Below are 15,583 nucleotides of genomic sequence, written 5' to 3' on the forward strand. Positions count from 1 at the left end.
GGTGCGGGGTGACTCAGGTCACGTTTTCGTTCATTACGTTCACGAAAATCCCCCTTAACGTGCCGGTAACGAACAGCGTGCCGAAGGAGGCACACTGTCGAGATGCGCCACCCATCCCGTGGACACCGGCGTCACAGCCTGGCGGGCCAGCTCTTCCTCATGCAGGCGATCGTCGTCGCCGTCGTCGTGACCGGCGGCGCCGGCCTCGCCTCGGTGAAGGCCGAGCGCGGCACGAGCGATTCGGCCCGCCACCAGGTCATCGCCGTGGCGGCCGGCATCGCGGACGCGCCGACGACGGCCGCGGCCGTGACCGGTGCCGACCCGTCCAGGGTGCTCCAGCCGTACGCCGACCAGGTCCAGCGCGACACGGGTGTCGACTTCGTGACGATCATGAGGCCGGACGGCATCCGTTACACCCATCCCAATCCCGCGATGATCGGCAAGCGCTTCCTCGGCAACACCGGGCGAGCGCTCGCCGGACACACGTTCACCGAGACCTACACCGGGACGCTCGGGCCGTCCGTCCGCGTCGTGACCCCGGTCTTCGGCTCGCGGCACCAGGTCGTCGCGCTGGTCAGCGTGGGGATCACCGTACGGACCATCAGCGCGCAGGTCAGGGCTCAGGTGCTGGTCCTGGTCGCGGTCGCCCTGATCGCCCTCGCCGTCGGCGGCGTGGGCACCTACCTGGCCAACGCGCGGCTGCGGCGGCACACGCACGGGATGAGCACCGCCGAGCTGAGCCGGATGTACGAGTACCACGACGCGATCCTGCACACCGTGCGGGAGGGGCTGCTCCTGCTCAGCCCGGACCACCGCATCGTTCTGGCCAACGACGGCGCGCGCGAGCTGTTCCGTCTCCCCGCCGACGTGGAGGGCCGGCACGTGGCCGGCCTGGGACTCCCGGAGGCGCTCACCGCGGCGCTGTCGGGAGACGTACCGTGCCTCGACGAGATCCACCTGACCCGCGACCGTGTCGTCGTGGTCAACAAGTCCGCCGTCACGTCGGGCACCCGCGACCTCGGCAGTGTCGTCACCCTTCGAGACCACACCGAACTGCAGGCCCTGAGCGGTGAGCTGGATTCCGTGCGCGGCTTCGCCGAGTCGCTGCGCTCGCAGACGCACGAGGCCGCCAACCGCCTGCACACCGTCGTCTCCCTCATCGAGCTCGGCCGTACGGACGAGGCCGTGGAGTTCGCCACGGCCGAGCTGGAGATCGCGCAGCGGTTCACCGATCAGCTGATGGAGGCGGTCGCCGAGCCGGTGCTCGCCGCGCTGCTGCTGGGCAAGGCCGCGCAGGCGAACGAGAGAGGCGTCGAACTCGTCGTCACGCCCGACACGCAGGTCGACGACGACGCGATACCGGACGGTCTCGAGGCGCGCGACCTGGTGACGATCCTGGGGAACCTGGTCGACAATGCCATCGACGCGGCGGCCGACGGCGAAGGACGCCCGCCGAGGGTCTTCGTCACCGTCCGAGCCGACGCCGGCGCGCTCGTCCTGCGGGTCGCCGACACCGGCCGTGGCGTCGAGAGCGACGCCGTGCGAAACGTGTTCCGGCGCGGCTGGTCGACCAAACCCGGAGCCCGGCCGTCCGGCCGGGGGCTGGGCCTCGCCCTCGTCGCGCAGGCGGCCGCCCGGCACGGCGGGCGCGTGGACGTGGACCGCGACGTCGGAGCGGTGTTCACCGTCACGCTTCCGCTGCACGAGGAGGTGAACGCATGATCGAGGTCCTCGTCGTCGAGGACGACCGGCTCGCCGCGGAGGCGCACCGGCGCTACGTCGAACGGGTGCCCGGCTTCGCCGTCGTGGACGTGGTCCACTCCGGCGCCGAGGCACTGCGCGTCCTGGATCGGCGACCCGTCGACCTGGTCCTGCTCGACTTCTACCTGCCGGACCGCCACGGCCTGGAGATCTGCCGGCGTCTCCGCGCCGCCGGCCACCTCGCCGACGTGATCGCGGTGACCTCGGCGCGCGACCTGGCCACGGTCCGGTCGGCGGTGTCCGTCGGCGTGGTGCAGTACCTGCTGAAGCCGTTCACGTTCGCCACGTTCCGCGCCAAACTCGAACGCTACGCCCGGTTCCACTCCACGCTCGGCCGGCCGGGCGAGGCGACCGACCAGGACGAGGTGGACCGCGCGATCGCCACTCTTCGCAGCCCCGACGGATCGGCCCTGCCGAAAGGCGTGAGCGCGCCGACGCTGGAGTCCGTACGGGAGATCCTGCGCCACGCCGAGGAGGGCGTGACCGCCGAGGCCACGGCGAAGGCGGCGGGCGTTTCCCGTGTCACCGCTCGCCGCTATCTGGAGTACCTCGTCGACCACGGCTACGCCGAACGAGCGCCGCAGTACGGGCAGGTCGGCCGTCCCGAGCTCCGCTACCGCCGGGCGACGCGGACCCGTTCCCCGCGCACGGAGGCGCCGTAGTCTCTCACCGGCCGCCGGCGTCTCCGCGACGCCGCACGGCGTCGCGGAGACCGCGGACGATCAGCTGTCGGCGGCTTCCTCGGGGTTGACCGGGATGGTGGGCTTCTGGCCGAGCGCCTGCTGCTTCGCGGTGATCGTCGGGATCGCCGCGAGCTGGTCGTTGAAGTTCGCCAGGTAGGCCGCGTACACCGTCGAGCTCGTGACCTTAACGTCCGACTCGTCGTTGTGGTACAGCGAGTTCGCGGTGTAGTTCGCCGAGCCGGTCAGGACGATCTTCTGCCCGCTCGCGCCGCTGTACCGGCCGTCGATCAGCAGGTACTTGTCGTGCGTGTAGTGCTCGGCGTACCCGTCGGCGTCCTTGCCGTGGGTCGTGTCCCGTACGTCGATCTTGGAGTTGGCCAGTGTCGACCGGACCGTCGAGGAGACCTGGGCCTTGGTGTACGCCACCGTGACCTTGCAACCCTTGGACGCCATGCTGACGAGCTGCTTGGCGAGCGGGAGCCGGTTGTCGGTCCACTCGAACATCGCCACGCGGACCTGACTCGGGTAGGTCTTGGAGCACGTGACCAGTTGCAGCATGCCCAGGACCGTGTCGCTGCCCCCGCTGGCCTTGGGCCAGTAGTACGCCTTCGGGTTCGAGCCGTACGTCCAGTAGTAACCGGGCTTGTACTTGCCCGTCGCACCCTTCGCCATGTCGGTGAAGGTCTTGACGTAGGCGTTGTAGAGACCGGTGTTGCCGACCACGGTGTAGCTGTTGTTGTAGGCGACCTCGGCCTGCGTGTCGGTGGGGTTCGCGCTGGAGACGGTCACGGCGCGCGTTCCGCCGCCGGAGAAGAGGAAGAACTTCGTGTGCAGGAACGCCGACGGCGCCCCGTTGGTGTAATGGTGCGCGACGCACCCGCCGTAACACACGGCCGCGTAGCTGGCGGCGCTCGCGGTGCTCACCTTCTTCCCCAGCGCGGAGACCAGGCGAGACCAGGTCGAATTCTGAGCGTGCTGGTCCATCAGCACCTGGACGTAAACGCCGCGCTTGTGCGCGGCGATCAGCTTGTCGGCGAAATCGCTCAGATTGATGCTGTAGAACGCGGCCCGGATCACCGATCCCGCGGGCGCGGTGTCGATGTTCGTCTCGATCTGCCGGACGATCGCGTACTGGGCGGCCGTGTCGCCCTCGGGATCGTTGAAGACCGGTCCGGCCTTCGGGTTGAATGCCGCGTCCGCCTGGCCCGTGCCGGCGAATCCGATACCCGCCCCGATGAGCACGACAGCGACCATCCACGTGACGATGCGTCGAACCCCATGCGTCATCCGCTTTCCCCCCGTACACATGCACCCCAAAAGACCCAAGCGGACTTTACCGTGAATGGTCGACTCGACCTAGTACGAGGCCTGTGTCGGCCAGCCGGGGGTTTGGCCGACAGGAGTGCGGTAGCCGACCGGTCGTCGGCTCAGGAATCGGAGGCCGTCGTTGGTCGTCGCCGGGCCGTCCGGTTAGGTAGGCACCATGACAGATTCCGCGCACGTCACCGGCGCGTCTTCCGCGAAGCGGCCGCAAGGCTCTCATTCCGGTGCGTCCGGCGGCCGCGCCGGGCAGCTGGCGCTGATGCTCGGTGCGCTGGGTGTCGTGTACGGGGACATCGGCACCAGCCCGCTGTACGCCCTGCAGACGGTCTTCTCGATCGACCACGGGGCGGTGCGCCCGACGAGCGGCGACGTCTACGGCGTGATCTCGATGGTGTTCTGGTCGGTCACCCTCATCGTGTCGGTGAAGTACGTGGTCTTCATCCTCCGCGCCGACAACGACGGGGAGGGCGGCGTGATGGCGCTCGCCGCCCTCGTACGCCGGGTGCTCGGCGGGGTGCGCGGGAGGGCTGCCGCGGTCATGGCGCTGGGCGTGTTCGGCGCCTCGCTGTTCTACGGCGACAGCGTCATCACGCCGGCGATCTCGGTGCTGTCGGCCGTGGAGGGCCTCAAGGTGGCCACGCCCAGCCTGTCCCACGTGGTCGTGCCGGTCGCGGCGACGATCCTGACGCTGCTGTTCGTGGCGCAGCGCTGGGGCACGCACCGGGTCGGGAGCCTGTTCGGGCCGGTGATGGTGCTGTGGTTCTCGGCGATCGCCGTGGCGGGCGTGCAGGAGGTGGTCCGGCGTCCCGGCATCATCACGGGCCTGTCGCCGACGTACGCGGGCGCGTTCGTGCTCGACCACCCGTACATCGCCTTCATCGCGATGGGCGCGGTGGTGCTGTCGATCACCGGAGCGGAGGCGCTGTACGCGGACATGGGCCACTTCGGCCGCCGGCCGATCCGGCGTGCCTGGTTCGCCGTGGTGTTCCCCGCGCTGACGCTGAACTACCTGGGCCAGGGCGCGCTGATCCTGCGCGACCCGCGCAGCATCGCGAACCCGTTCTTCCTGCTCCTGCCCACCTGGGCGCGGGTGCCGATGGTCGTCCTGGCGACGCTCGCCACGGTGATCGCCTCGCAGGCGGTGATCACCGGCGCGTTCTCGGTGTCGCGGCAGGCGGTACGGCTCGGCTTCCTGCCGTTCCTGCGGATCCGGCACACGTCGCCGCGTGAGGTCGGGCAGGTGTACGTGCCGGCCGTCAACTGGATCCTGTTCGTCGGCGTGCTGGGCCTGATGCTCGGCTTCCGCTCCTCCGAACGCCTCGCGACGGCGTACGGGGTCGCCGTCACCGCGACCCTGATCATCACCACCGTGCTGTTCCTCGTGGTGGCGCGGGCGCACTGGGGCTGGGCGGTGTGGAGGCTCGTGGTGGTGGCGGTCGTGATCGGCGGCGCGGAGGTCACCTACTTCGCGGCCAACCTGACGAAGGTCGCCCACGGCGGCTGGCTGCCGCTGCTGATCGCCGTGTCGGTGTTCACCATCATGAAGACCTGGGAGCGGGGACGCGAGATCGTCACCGAGCGCCGTACGGCCAAGGAGGGTCCGCTGCCGGAGTTCGTCGAGACGCTCCGCGGCTCGGACGTCGTCCGCGTGCCGGGCACCGCGGTCTTCCCGCATCCGACGAAGGCGACCACGCCGCTGGCGCTGCGCGCGAACGTCGAGCACAACCAGGTCGTCCACGAGCACGTGGTGATCGTCTCGACCATGGACGAGAACGTCCCGCACGTCCCGGTGGCCGAACGCGCCAGCGTCGACGACCTCGGCTACCGGGACGACGGGCTCGTGCACGTCACCCTCCGGTACGGCTTCCAGGACGACCGGGACATCCCGGCGGCGCTGCGTCGTCTGGCGTCGGACCGTACGAACGCCGAACTGAACATCGACCCGGATCAGGCGTCGTACTTCCTGTCGAAGGTGACGTTGCAGGTGACCCGGGCACCGGGGATGCGCATGTGGCGTAAGCGCCTGTTCCTCGTGCTGGCCAACAACTCCGCCAGCCCGGCGGAGCGTTTCAACCTGCCCGAGCTCCGCCTCGTGGTCATGGGGTCCCAGGTCGACATCTGAGCTCAGCGCGGTGTCGCGGTTTCGCGCCGGTCGGCGCGAGATGGCCGAGTCCCGGGTTTGGCTTTAGCCGACTCGGTACAAAATCACATACGAGAATCCCGCATGGCGGCGGCGGAAAGGAGTTATCTTGCTAGCCTGCGAAGTCAGGCTACCCTTCCGGCACGCCGCTGGAGATGTGGCGGTGTTCGGCGTAGGTTGCCGTGGACCCCGGGCACTCCAGGCGTCGTGCCGTCCTCTCAACTGACCTGGATGGTCGATATGAACGACGCAATGATCACGGTGCCTTCGAACGCATCCGACGTTATTGACCTCTGTGGCGCCCCGTTGTCCGAGCCGGCCACCGGTGTCGCCATGCAAGCGATGGTCGCCCGGTTCGCCTTCGGGGAGCGCAAGCCCCAAGCCCGCACGGTCGGCGCCTTCAACTCTTACATATAAATCGTAAGCCGCACAATGAGCACACGACTCCCGTTTCGTCAATTCGTGCTCAAGGTGCACAGTAGATGTGACCTCGCCTGCGATCACTGTTACGTCTACGAACACGCCGACCAGAGTTGGCGTGGCAAGCCGGTCACGATGGCCGTCGAGACCATGGCCCAGGTGGCTGCCCGGATCGGGGAGCACGCCAGGAGCCAGGGGCTCGACCGGGTCCACGCGGTGCTGCACGGCGGTGAACCACTGCTCTGCGGCCCCGAGCGGCTGTCCGCGCTGATCCGCGCGCTGGAGTCGGGACTCCCCGGAGACTGCGAACTCGACCTGCACATCCACACCAACGGTGTGCTGCTCGACCGCCGGTTCTGCGAGTTGTTCCGTGCGCACGGCGTCAAGGTCGGTATTTCGCTCGACGGAGACCGCGCGGCGAATGATCGGCACCGGCGCTACCGGGACGGGCGGAGCAGTTTCGACAAGGTGGCCAGAGCCATCGAACTGCTCCGTACCGGGTATCCCGACCTCTACTCCGGGCTCCTCTGCACGATCGACGTAAGAAATGATCCCATCGCGGTGTACGACGCTCTGGTGTCCCATGATCCGCCGGCGATCGATCTGCTGCTCCCGCACGCCACCTGGGACGATCCTCCATTCCGCGCCGTTGAGACCGATTACGCCGACTGGCTCGCCACCATTTTCGACAAGTGGCTCGCGGACGGTCGCCCGGTTCCGGTACGCACGTTCGACTCCATCATCAGCACCAGTCAGGGCGGCCCGGCACTGACCGAGTCGCTCGGCCTCGAACCCAGCGACCTTCTGGTCGTGGAGACCGACGGGACGTTCGAGCAGGCGGATTCCATCAAGATCGCGTTCGACGGCGCCCCGGAAACCGGGACGGACGTCTTCCGGCACTCGATCGATCAGGTCGCCGAACACGAAGGCGTGGCCGCCCGGCGGCGAGGCAGAGACGGCGTGAGCGCGACGTGCCGCGCCTGCCCGGTATTGGAGAGTTGCGGAGGTGGCCTCTTCGCGCACCGCTATCGCGCCGGCTCGGGTTTCGACAACCCCAGTGTCTTCTGTGCCGACCTGAAAGAACTGATCGAGCACGTCCAACGGCGCATATCCGTTCCCCGCCACATCGTGCCCCACGCGGCCCTGCGGTCGATCGCGGCCGGGCAGGGCACGGTGGAGGCGCTCACCATTCTCCAGCGGGGCCAGCGAAGCATTCGCCGGGCGTTGATCACCGCGGTGCGGGACCAGGCCGGCCCGTCGCCGGAGTGGGATCTTCTTCGCCGGGTCGAGCCCGCCATCGTGGACGACGTGTTCGGCCATCCGTACAACCGGGTCTGGGCGGTGGGCCGGCTGCGCCACCCGGATCGGCGTGACGACGGGCGTCTGGCGGCTCTCGCCTGTGTGGCGGCGGCGCGCGCCGGCATGTCCGCGGCCCTGCGCGTGCCGGTGCGGGACGGCGCGGTCTTCCTGCCCACCGTCGGCCGCTACGAGGTCCCCGACGCGGCCGAGACCACGGTCGAGATCCGGTCCGGCGAGGTCACGGTCGAGCGCGCCACCGCCGTACGCCGGGTGCGGTTTCTGGACGTCGGCGGTCATCCGCTGCTGGTCGAGGACCTGGATCCGCTCCGTGACCGTCACCGGCGGCCGGTCGCCGGCCGGCTCACCGACGAGCAGGCCGGGCACTGGCAGGCGATGTTCGACGCGGCCTGGGACCTCATCGCGACGCGGTGTCCCGAGTACGTCCCCACGCTGACGGTCGCCCTGTCCACGGTGGTGCCGGTCGAAGGGGAGCCGATGGGCTCATCGGTGCGGGACGCCTTCGGCTCGGTCGCCGTCGCCCTGCCCCCGGACCCCGAGACGTTGTGCCTGCTGTTGCTGGGGGAGACACAGCGGATGAAACTCGGTGGCGTCCTGGACATGCTCCAGCTGTTCGACGATCGCACGTCCACTGCGTCAGCCGACACAGAACGCCTTTTGTCCGACTCGTATGCTCGGCTCGCCGTTACCGACTTCCGGCGACGGCGTCCGGGAGGCCAGACCATAACCGAGGCGGCGACGGATGTGGATGTGATTCTCGCATCAGGCTCGTTGACCCGGCTCGGCAGGGAATTCGTCGAAGAGATGCGCGGCACGCTGGACGCGTGGTCGGCTTGAGATGACTCGCGACGATCTCCTCTCCGATCTTCGTACCCTGGGTCCGCGTCCCGGCACGGCGCTGCTGGTGCACACGTCCATGCGGCGCATCGGCCGCCTCATCGGCGGCGCGACGGCTCTGGCGGAAGCGATCCTCGCGGCGCTGGGGCCGGACGGCACCGTCGTCGTGCCCACCCCGACGCCGGAGAACTCCGATTCCTCGCGGGCCCATCTGGCCCGGGTCGAGGGAATGACCGCCGCGGAGCGGCGTCGCCACCGTGCCGCGATGCCCGCCTTCGATCCGGCGCGCACACCGTCCACGGGGGCCGGGGTCTTTCCCGAGAGCGTCCGGCTCACCCCCGGTGCGTTGCGCAGCGAGCATCCGCAGACGTCGTTCGCGGCCGTGGGCGCGCAGGCGAAGCTGATCACCGACGGCCATGCGCCCGACTGCCACCTGGGCGAGGAGTCCCCGCTCGCCCGGCTGTACGACCTTGACGCCGAGGTGCTCATGCTCGGCACCGGATACGACACCTGTACGGCTCTTCACCTGGCCGAGTACCGCTACACCCGAAACCCGCCGACGCGCGGCTACAGCTGTGTGATCGAGCGGGACGGTGAGGCGCGGTGGTGGACCTACGCGGACGTGGTTCTCGACGACCGTGACTTCCTCGCGGTCGGTGCCGCCTTCGACGACACCTCATACGTCAGACGGGGGCGGGTGGGGCTCGCCGACTCCCGGTTGGTATCGCTCCGGCGGTTGGTCGACTTCGCGGCCGGCTGGTTCGCCGCCACTCGCGAACGCTGAGCGCCATATCTCCGGGAGAACAGGGGTGCCGTTGCCAGTTGTTCCGCCCGTATAGTCGGAGATGGGGAGGAATGTATGACCTTGGGAATATACGGTGACGATGATCGGCGTCCCTACTTCTTCCTCAGCTACGCGAGGTCCCGCTTCCGGCCCGACGACGGCACCGATCCCGATCGTTGGGTGACGAAACTGTTCAAAGATCTCTGCCATGACGTCGGTGTCGTTACCGGAATGCCCACGCCCGGCTTTATGGACAGGCAAATACCCGCCGGAACGCAGTGGCCCGATCATCTCGCCGAGGCGCTGGCGAGCTGCCGCGTGTTCCTGGCGCTGCTGTCGCCCGCGTACTTCACGAGCGAATACTGCGGTAAGGAGTGGGCGGCGTTCTTAGGGCGGGTGAAGAGTCAGCAGGCCGGTCTCGATCGCCCGTTGGCGGTCATTCCCGCGTTATGGACGCGGCTGGACCCGTCCGAACTCCCGCCTGACCTGAAGTCCATGCAGTACATCCCTCCCGACTTTCCGTCTCAGTACGCCGCGGAGGGCTTCTACGGAATCATGAAGCTGGGACGCTACCGCGAGCAGTACAAACAGGCCGTTCTTCAACTCGCCCGGCTGGTCAAGGAGACCGCGGAGCAGGCGGATCTGGCGACCGGGCCGATCTCCGACTTCGACGCCCTCGGCAACGCCTTCGCCGACTATCGCGGCCGCGCGCGAGGCCGCCGGCCGATCAAGCTCACGGTGGCCGCACACCGGCTCGACAGCCTTCCACCCGGTCGGGACACGTACTACTACGGGCGGACCATGCCCGAATGGACCCCGTATCGCAACGCCGACTACACCACTCCGATCGCGCGGTACGCCGAGCAGGTGGTCGCCGAGCTCGGCCACGAGCCCATAGTGGACAGCGTCGACGAGCCCGCGACCGATCCGGCCGCGTCGCCGACGGTCCTGCTCGTCGACCCGTGGGTCAGCCGGGATCCGGCGATCGGCGGCGAGCTTCGCCGGATCGACGAGGATCCGGTGAACGTCCTCGTGCCCTACAACGCCGACGACGGGGAGACCGCCGACGCGGAGAAGGACCTCAACCGGACCGTCGACGCCGTGCTCGGCCGCAGCCTCGTCCTCCCCGGTTCGGTGAAGTCGGTGGCGAGCATCGAGGCGTTCCGTGCGGCCCTCCCGAAGGCCGTGGGTGAAGCGATCAATCGATATTTCAAGGAGGCTCCGGTGCACCCGCCGGAGATCGAGCCGACGATGGAGCGGCCGACCCTAGAACTGCCGGATAAGTAGACGTTTGGGGGACTCGTGGAAAAAACGGCCGGAACGATAGTGACCTTCTACTCCTACAAGGGAGGCACCGGCCGCACGATGGCGCTGGCGAATGTCTCCTGGATCCTCGCTATGGCCGGTAAACGAGTTCTCGCCCTGGATTGGGACCTCGAGTCGCCGGGTCTGCACCGGTTCTTCCAGCCATTCATCGATCAGAGCGCGCTGGCTGTGACCGATGGCGTCGTCGAGTTACTGAGCCGATACTCATGGGCCGCCACCGAGCAGCACGAGAACGCACTGGACTGGCACAAGGAGTTCGCGAAGATACTCGACTACGCGGTGTCGCTGGAATGGGATTTCCCTGGCGAGGGCACGCTGGACTTCGTCTCCGCCGGACGTCAGAACCGCGACTACTCGTCGTTGATCACCAGCATGGACTGGGACAACTTCTATGGGCGGCTCGGCGGCGGCCAGTTCTTCGACGCGCTACGAGAGGACATGAAGCGGCACTACGACTACGTGCTGATCGACAGCAGGACCGGACTGAGCGACATCGCCGAAATTTGCACCGTGCAGTTCCCGGACGTCCTCGTCGACTGCTTCACCCTGAGCGACCAGAGCATCGACGGCGCCTCCGCGGTGGCCCGGCACATCGACCAGCGCTACGGCCGCCGGCGTAAAATCCGCATCCTTCCGGTTCCGATGCGTATTGAATTCGGGGAGAACGCCAAGGTCGAGGCGGGTCGTGCGCTGGCTCGGGCGCGCTTCGACCGGTTCCCGAAAGGTCTCGACCACGAAGAGGCGAATCGGTACTGGCTCTCCGTCGAGATCCCCTATCGGCCCTTCTACGCGTTCGAGGAGACACTCGCGACGTTCGGCGACGCGCCAGGCTCGCCCAACTCCATGCTGGCCGCGTTCGAACGGCTCGCCGCGGAGATCACCGAGGGACAGGTCTCGGCCATCTCTCCCATGGACGAACAACTCCGCCTGGCGACGCTCGAGCGCTTCACGAGGCGTGGACCCGCGGAGAGCTCCGAAGCGCTCATCGTCCACGCCGCCGAGGACCGGCCCTGGGCTGACTGGGTCTCGGGAGTGCTCAGTTCGGCGGGCTTCCGGGTCACGGCCAACTGCACGGACGTGGCGTCTCCCGAGGAACTCGACGTTCGTCTGGAGCGGAGCAGCCATACGATCGTCCTTCTCTCGCCGGCCTTCATCGAATCCGAGCGTGGCCGACGGACCTGGGAGTCGCTCGCGCCGACGCAGCCCGGCGCGGCCTTTCAGCAGGTGACGGTTCTCCGCATCCTGAATGCCAAGCTCGAGCCGTTCTTCTCCCAGCTGACGCCGCTGGACCTCACGGGCCTCGGCGAGGAACAGGCGGCCGACGCCGTCCTGCGCGCACTCGGCCGGCCGAGCCGTACCGCCGAGCCGGTCAGCGAACACGGCCGGCTGACCGCGAGGTTTCCCGGCGCGGCGAGGACCTCACCGGCGGTGTGGAACGTCGACCGGCGGAACGCGGTCTTCACCGGTCGCGGCCAGGTGCTCGAACAACTCCGCGACCAACTGCTCGGCGCCACCCAGCGCGTCGTGCTGCCCCAGGCGCTGCACGGCCTCGCGGGAGTGGGCAAGACCCAGGTCGCGCTTGAGTACGCCCATCGTTTCCGCGCCGACTACGACGTGGTCTGGTGGGTTCCCGCGCTGCAACCCGACTCGATCAGGAGCGCGCTGGCCGCCATGGCGGGCCGGCTCGGACTACGAGTGGGCGACAACGTCGCCGAGGCCGCCAACGCGGCTCTGGAGGCCCTTCGCCGGGGCACGCCGTACGCGCGCTGGCTCCTGATCTTCGACAACGCCCCCAACCAGACCGAACTCAAGCAGTTCCTCCCCGGCGGTGACGGCCACGTGCTGATCACGTCCCTGGATCCGGCCTGGACCAAGCTCGCCAAGCCGATCGCCGTCGACGTCTTCACCGAAAGGGAGGCCGCGTTACACCTGCTGCGCCGGGTGCCGGGCCTCGCCCCGGAGAACGCCGTGAAGATCGGCCGGGCGCTGGGGTTCCTGCCACTGGCCATCGAACAGGTGGCCGCGTGGCTGGAGGCCACGTCGATGCCGGCGAGTGAGTACCTCAACGCACTGGAACACGAGACCGCTTCGACGCTCGATCTCAGGACGAAGGAGTTCCCCCAGTCGGTGGCGCTGACGTGGAACGTGTCCTTCCGGCAGCTCAGAGAGGCGTCACCGGCCGCGGCCCGCCTGCTCGAACTCCTCGCCTTCTTCTCCTCCGAGCCGATCTCCCTGGACCTGATCTACAGCGACCAGACGGCCGAGATCCTCGTCCCGTACGACGAGACCCTGCGCGACAAGCTGGTGCTGGGCAAGGTCGTGCGTGAGATCAGCCGGTTCGCGCTGGCCAAGGTGGACCAGGGGAACAACTCCATCCAGGTGCACACACTGGTGCAGGCCGTCATGCGAGAGGGCATGGATCCCGAACGCGCGAACGAGACCATGCACGACGTACACAAGATCCTCGTGGGCGCGCGGCCCCCGCACGGAGACACCGACGACCCCGACAACTGGCCCAGCCTCGACAAGATCATGCCGCACGTCGAAGCCTCACTCGCCGCGGAGTGCGACGAGGAGGACACCCGGCAGATGTTCATCGATCTCGTCCGCTACCAGTGGAAGCGCGGCAACTTCGAGGGCGCTCTCGCCAGCGGTCAGTACCTCGCCGACCTGTGGCGCGATCGGCTCGGCGCGGATTACTGGCAGCGCCTGTTCCTGCTGTCGCAACTGGCCAACGTCTACCGCTCGCAGGGCCTGTTCACCGAGGCGTACAAGCTCGACATGGACGTCTGGGACCGGCAGAAGAAGTCACCGGCGATCGGGCCCACGCATCCGCACACGCTCATCACGGCCAGCGGACTGACCGCCGACATGCGCGCGCTCGGCATGTTCAAGAACGCGCTCCGGCTGGACGAGGAGACGTACGCGGCGCTCAAGGACCTCTACGGAGAGGATCACCCCCGGACGCTGATGACGGCGAACAACCTGGCCGTGTCGCATCGTTCGGTCGGGAACTACTACAGCGCGCGGAAGCTGGACGAGGACACGCTGGAGCGCCGGCAGGCCGCACTCGGGGAGAAACATCCCTACACGCTCTTCTCGGCCGCCAACCTCGCCCGCGACCTGCGGGAGGGCGGAGAGTACGAGGAGTCCGTGACGCGCCTGCGCGCGACCTACGAGACCTACCTCGAGGTGCTCGGCGACCAGCTCCCGGATCCACTGCGCACCGCCAAGAGCCTCGCGGTGTCGCTGCGGAAGGCCGGACATACCGAGGAGGCCCTCAAGCTGGCGGAGGGCACCTACGACCGTTACCGCCAGTTCTATCCGGACTCGCCCGACGCTGTGGCGGCCGACGCGGAGGTCGCCGTCTGCCTGTGGGCGATCGGCGACGGCGTCGCCGCCAGGGACCGTACCCGCCGGACACTCGGTGTGCTCCGCGACGCCCTGGGCGAGGATCACCACTACGGCCGGCTGCTGGAGAACAACCTGGCCATCTTCCTCCGGGAGGTCGGGGACGTCGGCGGAGCGTACGAACTCGCGAAGTCGACCGTGCCGCGGCTCCTCACGACCTTCGGGGAGGAGCACCCGTTCACGCTGGCCGGCATGCTGAACCTGGCGAACTGCGCCGCCGATCTCGACCGGTACGCGGACGCCGCCGAGCTGGAGGGCGACGCGATCGCGAAGCTGACCGACCGCCTGTACCCGACGCACCCCGACACGTTGGCCGCCCGCTGCAATCTCTCCGCCAGCCTGGAGGCGCTGGGCCGCACCACGGAGGCGAGGGCACACCGCCAGGAGGCGATCGCTCTCATGAGCCGGCTGCTCGGCGAAGATCACCCTGACGTCGTCGCCGTACGGCGCGGCCGGCGTCTCTGCCGGGACCTCGAGCCGCAGCCCGCCTGATCACGATCCGGCGAGCCAGTGCAGCACGTCGGGCATGACGTTCAACGCGCCGAAGTGCGCGCTGCCCCGCTCCACGATCACGAAGGAGGAGGGGATGTGCTCGCCGAGCCATCGTGAGTGACCGACCGGGGAGAAGGTGTCCTCGGCGCCGTGCCACAGCATGATCGGTCGTTCGATGCTGCCGGGTTCGAAACCCCAGGAGGTGGCGAAGGCGTGCAGGTCGTCGAACCAGCCATCGGCGGAGTCCCGCACGGCCTCGGCGTAGTTCTCGATGAGCTGCCGTCTGATGCCCGCATCCGCCACGATCCGGCGGTCGGACTGGGTGAGCTCGTCGTAGAGGTTCGTGACCAACTGCGCGGGGTTCGCCCGGATCTGGTCGGCCATCGGCCGGAGGCGGGCCATCACCTCGCCGCCGTCGTCGCGGACCGCCTGGTAGGCGTCGACGTTCGAGGCGGTCATGTCGGCGAACCAGTCGAGCCCGTCGGCCTCGCTCGGCGCCAGCCCGACGAGCACCGCGGCGCGGGTCGTCCGTTCGGGCAGGAGCGCGGCGCACGCCAGTGCGTGCGGCCCGCCGCCGGAGCGGCCGAGGACGCCGAACCGTTCCAGTCCCAGGGCGTCGGCTATCTCCAGAACGTCGGCGGCGACGTCGGCGACCCTGCGGCCGGGCATGCGGTCGGAGCGGCCATAGCCGGGCCGGTCGAAGGTGATCAGCCGGATGCCGAGCTGGTACAGGACGAGGGGCCGCGGAACCGGCCCGAGACGGCTGCCCGGCGTGCCGTGGAGGAGTAAGACGGGGCTTCCGCTGGGTGCCCCCCATTCCTCCACCGCGACGCGTCTTCCATCACGCAGGTCGATCAATCTCGTCAAGCCGGCCTCCCGCTGAACATCCGTGACGCGTCAGAGATTGACTTTTTTGGGGGGAGATTTCCAGCCCATCCGGGATCGATTGATCGCTCCCTCGGGCCAGATAACCTTGACCGGGATCACTGGATCGCCGGGTTTCTCGTGCCGGCGGGAACTCCTCGCGGCGCCCAAGTGTTGATCAGTCAACGTTTCGCCAACCCTCAGGCGGGAAATCTTCAAGATCGT

At 68.4% G+C, this 15,583-nt stretch carries 9 protein-coding genes; 7 read left to right on the forward strand and 2 right to left on the reverse strand.

Features of this window, described 5'->3' with window-relative positions; genetic code table 11:
- Nucleotides 1-102 precede the first annotated feature (102 nt).
- The gene (locus ACQEV1_RS04810) at nucleotides 103-1,722 is read left to right on the forward strand and encodes a sensor histidine kinase (protein ID WP_433391655.1); all 1,620 of its coding nucleotides are present in this window, start codon (nucleotides 103-105) and stop codon (nucleotides 1,720-1,722) included.
- Entirely contained in the window at nucleotides 1,719-2,423 is a 705-nt protein-coding gene (locus ACQEV1_RS04815) for a response regulator (protein ID WP_285633162.1), read from the forward strand. The genes ACQEV1_RS04810 and ACQEV1_RS04815 overlap by 4 nt, the downstream gene beginning before the upstream one ends.
- 60 nt (nucleotides 2,424-2,483) lie before the next feature.
- Here the strand turns inward: ACQEV1_RS04815 and ACQEV1_RS04820 are convergent, their stop codons facing one another.
- Nucleotides 2,484-3,698, reverse strand: coding sequence for a phospholipase D-like domain-containing protein (locus ACQEV1_RS04820; protein ID WP_285633159.1), 1,215 nt, complete (start codon nucleotides 3,696-3,698; stop codon nucleotides 2,484-2,486).
- Between the two features lie 229 nt (nucleotides 3,699-3,927).
- On the opposite strand from ACQEV1_RS04820, the gene ACQEV1_RS04825 reads away from it, so the two are divergent.
- The 5 genes from ACQEV1_RS04825 (at nucleotide 3,928) to fxsT (ending at nucleotide 14,494) form a co-directional block, all read left to right on the forward strand.
- The gene (locus tag ACQEV1_RS04825; protein WP_433391659.1) at nucleotides 3,928-5,889 is read left to right on the forward strand and encodes a potassium transporter Kup; all 1,962 of its coding nucleotides are present in this window, start codon (nucleotides 3,928-3,930) and stop codon (nucleotides 5,887-5,889) included.
- Nucleotides 5,890-6,369: 480 nt separating this feature from the next.
- Nucleotides 6,370-8,481 carry an FxsB family cyclophane-forming radical SAM/SPASM peptide maturase gene (locus tag ACQEV1_RS04830; protein WP_433391662.1) on the forward strand — a complete coding sequence of 704 codons (2,112 nt, stop codon included), beginning with the start codon at nucleotides 6,370-6,372 and terminating at the stop codon, nucleotides 8,479-8,481.
- 1 nt (nucleotide 8,482) lies between these two features.
- Nucleotides 8,483-9,265, forward strand: a complete 783-nt coding sequence (locus ACQEV1_RS04835; protein ID WP_433391665.1) for an aminoglycoside N(3)-acetyltransferase — start codon at nucleotides 8,483-8,485, stop codon at nucleotides 9,263-9,265.
- Between the two features lie 75 nt (nucleotides 9,266-9,340).
- Nucleotides 9,341-10,552: a TIR-like protein FxsC gene (locus tag ACQEV1_RS04840; protein WP_433391667.1), complete on the forward strand. Its 1,212-nt coding sequence runs from the start codon at nucleotides 9,341-9,343 to the stop codon at nucleotides 10,550-10,552.
- Between the two features lie 39 nt (nucleotides 10,553-10,591).
- Nucleotides 10,592-14,494: an FxSxx-COOH system tetratricopeptide repeat protein gene (fxsT, locus tag ACQEV1_RS04845; protein WP_433391669.1), complete on the forward strand. Its 3,903-nt coding sequence runs from the start codon at nucleotides 10,592-10,594 to the stop codon at nucleotides 14,492-14,494.
- On the opposite strand, the gene ACQEV1_RS04850 is transcribed toward fxsT, so the two are convergent.
- A complete protein-coding gene (locus tag ACQEV1_RS04850; protein ID WP_433391671.1) occupies nucleotides 14,495-15,361 on the reverse strand; it encodes an alpha/beta fold hydrolase in 867 nt (288 codons plus the stop codon).
- Between the last annotated feature and the right edge of the window lie 222 nt (nucleotides 15,362-15,583).

It is taken from the genome of Actinoallomurus sp. CA-142502, assembly GCF_050936355.1.
In the GTDB taxonomy this organism is placed as follows: domain Bacteria; phylum Actinomycetota; class Actinomycetes; order Streptosporangiales; family Streptosporangiaceae; genus Actinoallomurus; species Actinoallomurus iriomotensis.

Excerpts from the sequence above, each read along its gene's own strand:
- ACQEV1_RS04810 (WP_433391655.1), top strand. The coding sequence starts at position 103 with ATGCGCCACCCATCCCGTGGACACCGGCGTCACAGCCTGGCGGGCCAG.
- ACQEV1_RS04840 (WP_433391667.1), top strand. The coding sequence starts at position 9,341 with ATGACCTTGGGAATATACGGTGACGATGATCGGCGTCCCTACTTCTTC.
- ACQEV1_RS04815 (WP_285633162.1), top strand. The coding sequence starts at position 1,719 with ATGATCGAGGTCCTCGTCGTCGAGGACGACCGGCTCGCCGCGGAGGCG.
- ACQEV1_RS04820 (WP_285633159.1), bottom strand. The coding sequence starts at position 3,698 with ATGGTCGCTGTCGTGCTCATCGGGGCGGGTATCGGATTCGCCGGCACG.
- ACQEV1_RS04835 (WP_433391665.1), top strand. The coding sequence starts at position 8,483 with ATGACTCGCGACGATCTCCTCTCCGATCTTCGTACCCTGGGTCCGCGT.
- ACQEV1_RS04825 (WP_433391659.1), top strand. The coding sequence starts at position 3,928 with ATGACAGATTCCGCGCACGTCACCGGCGCGTCTTCCGCGAAGCGGCCG.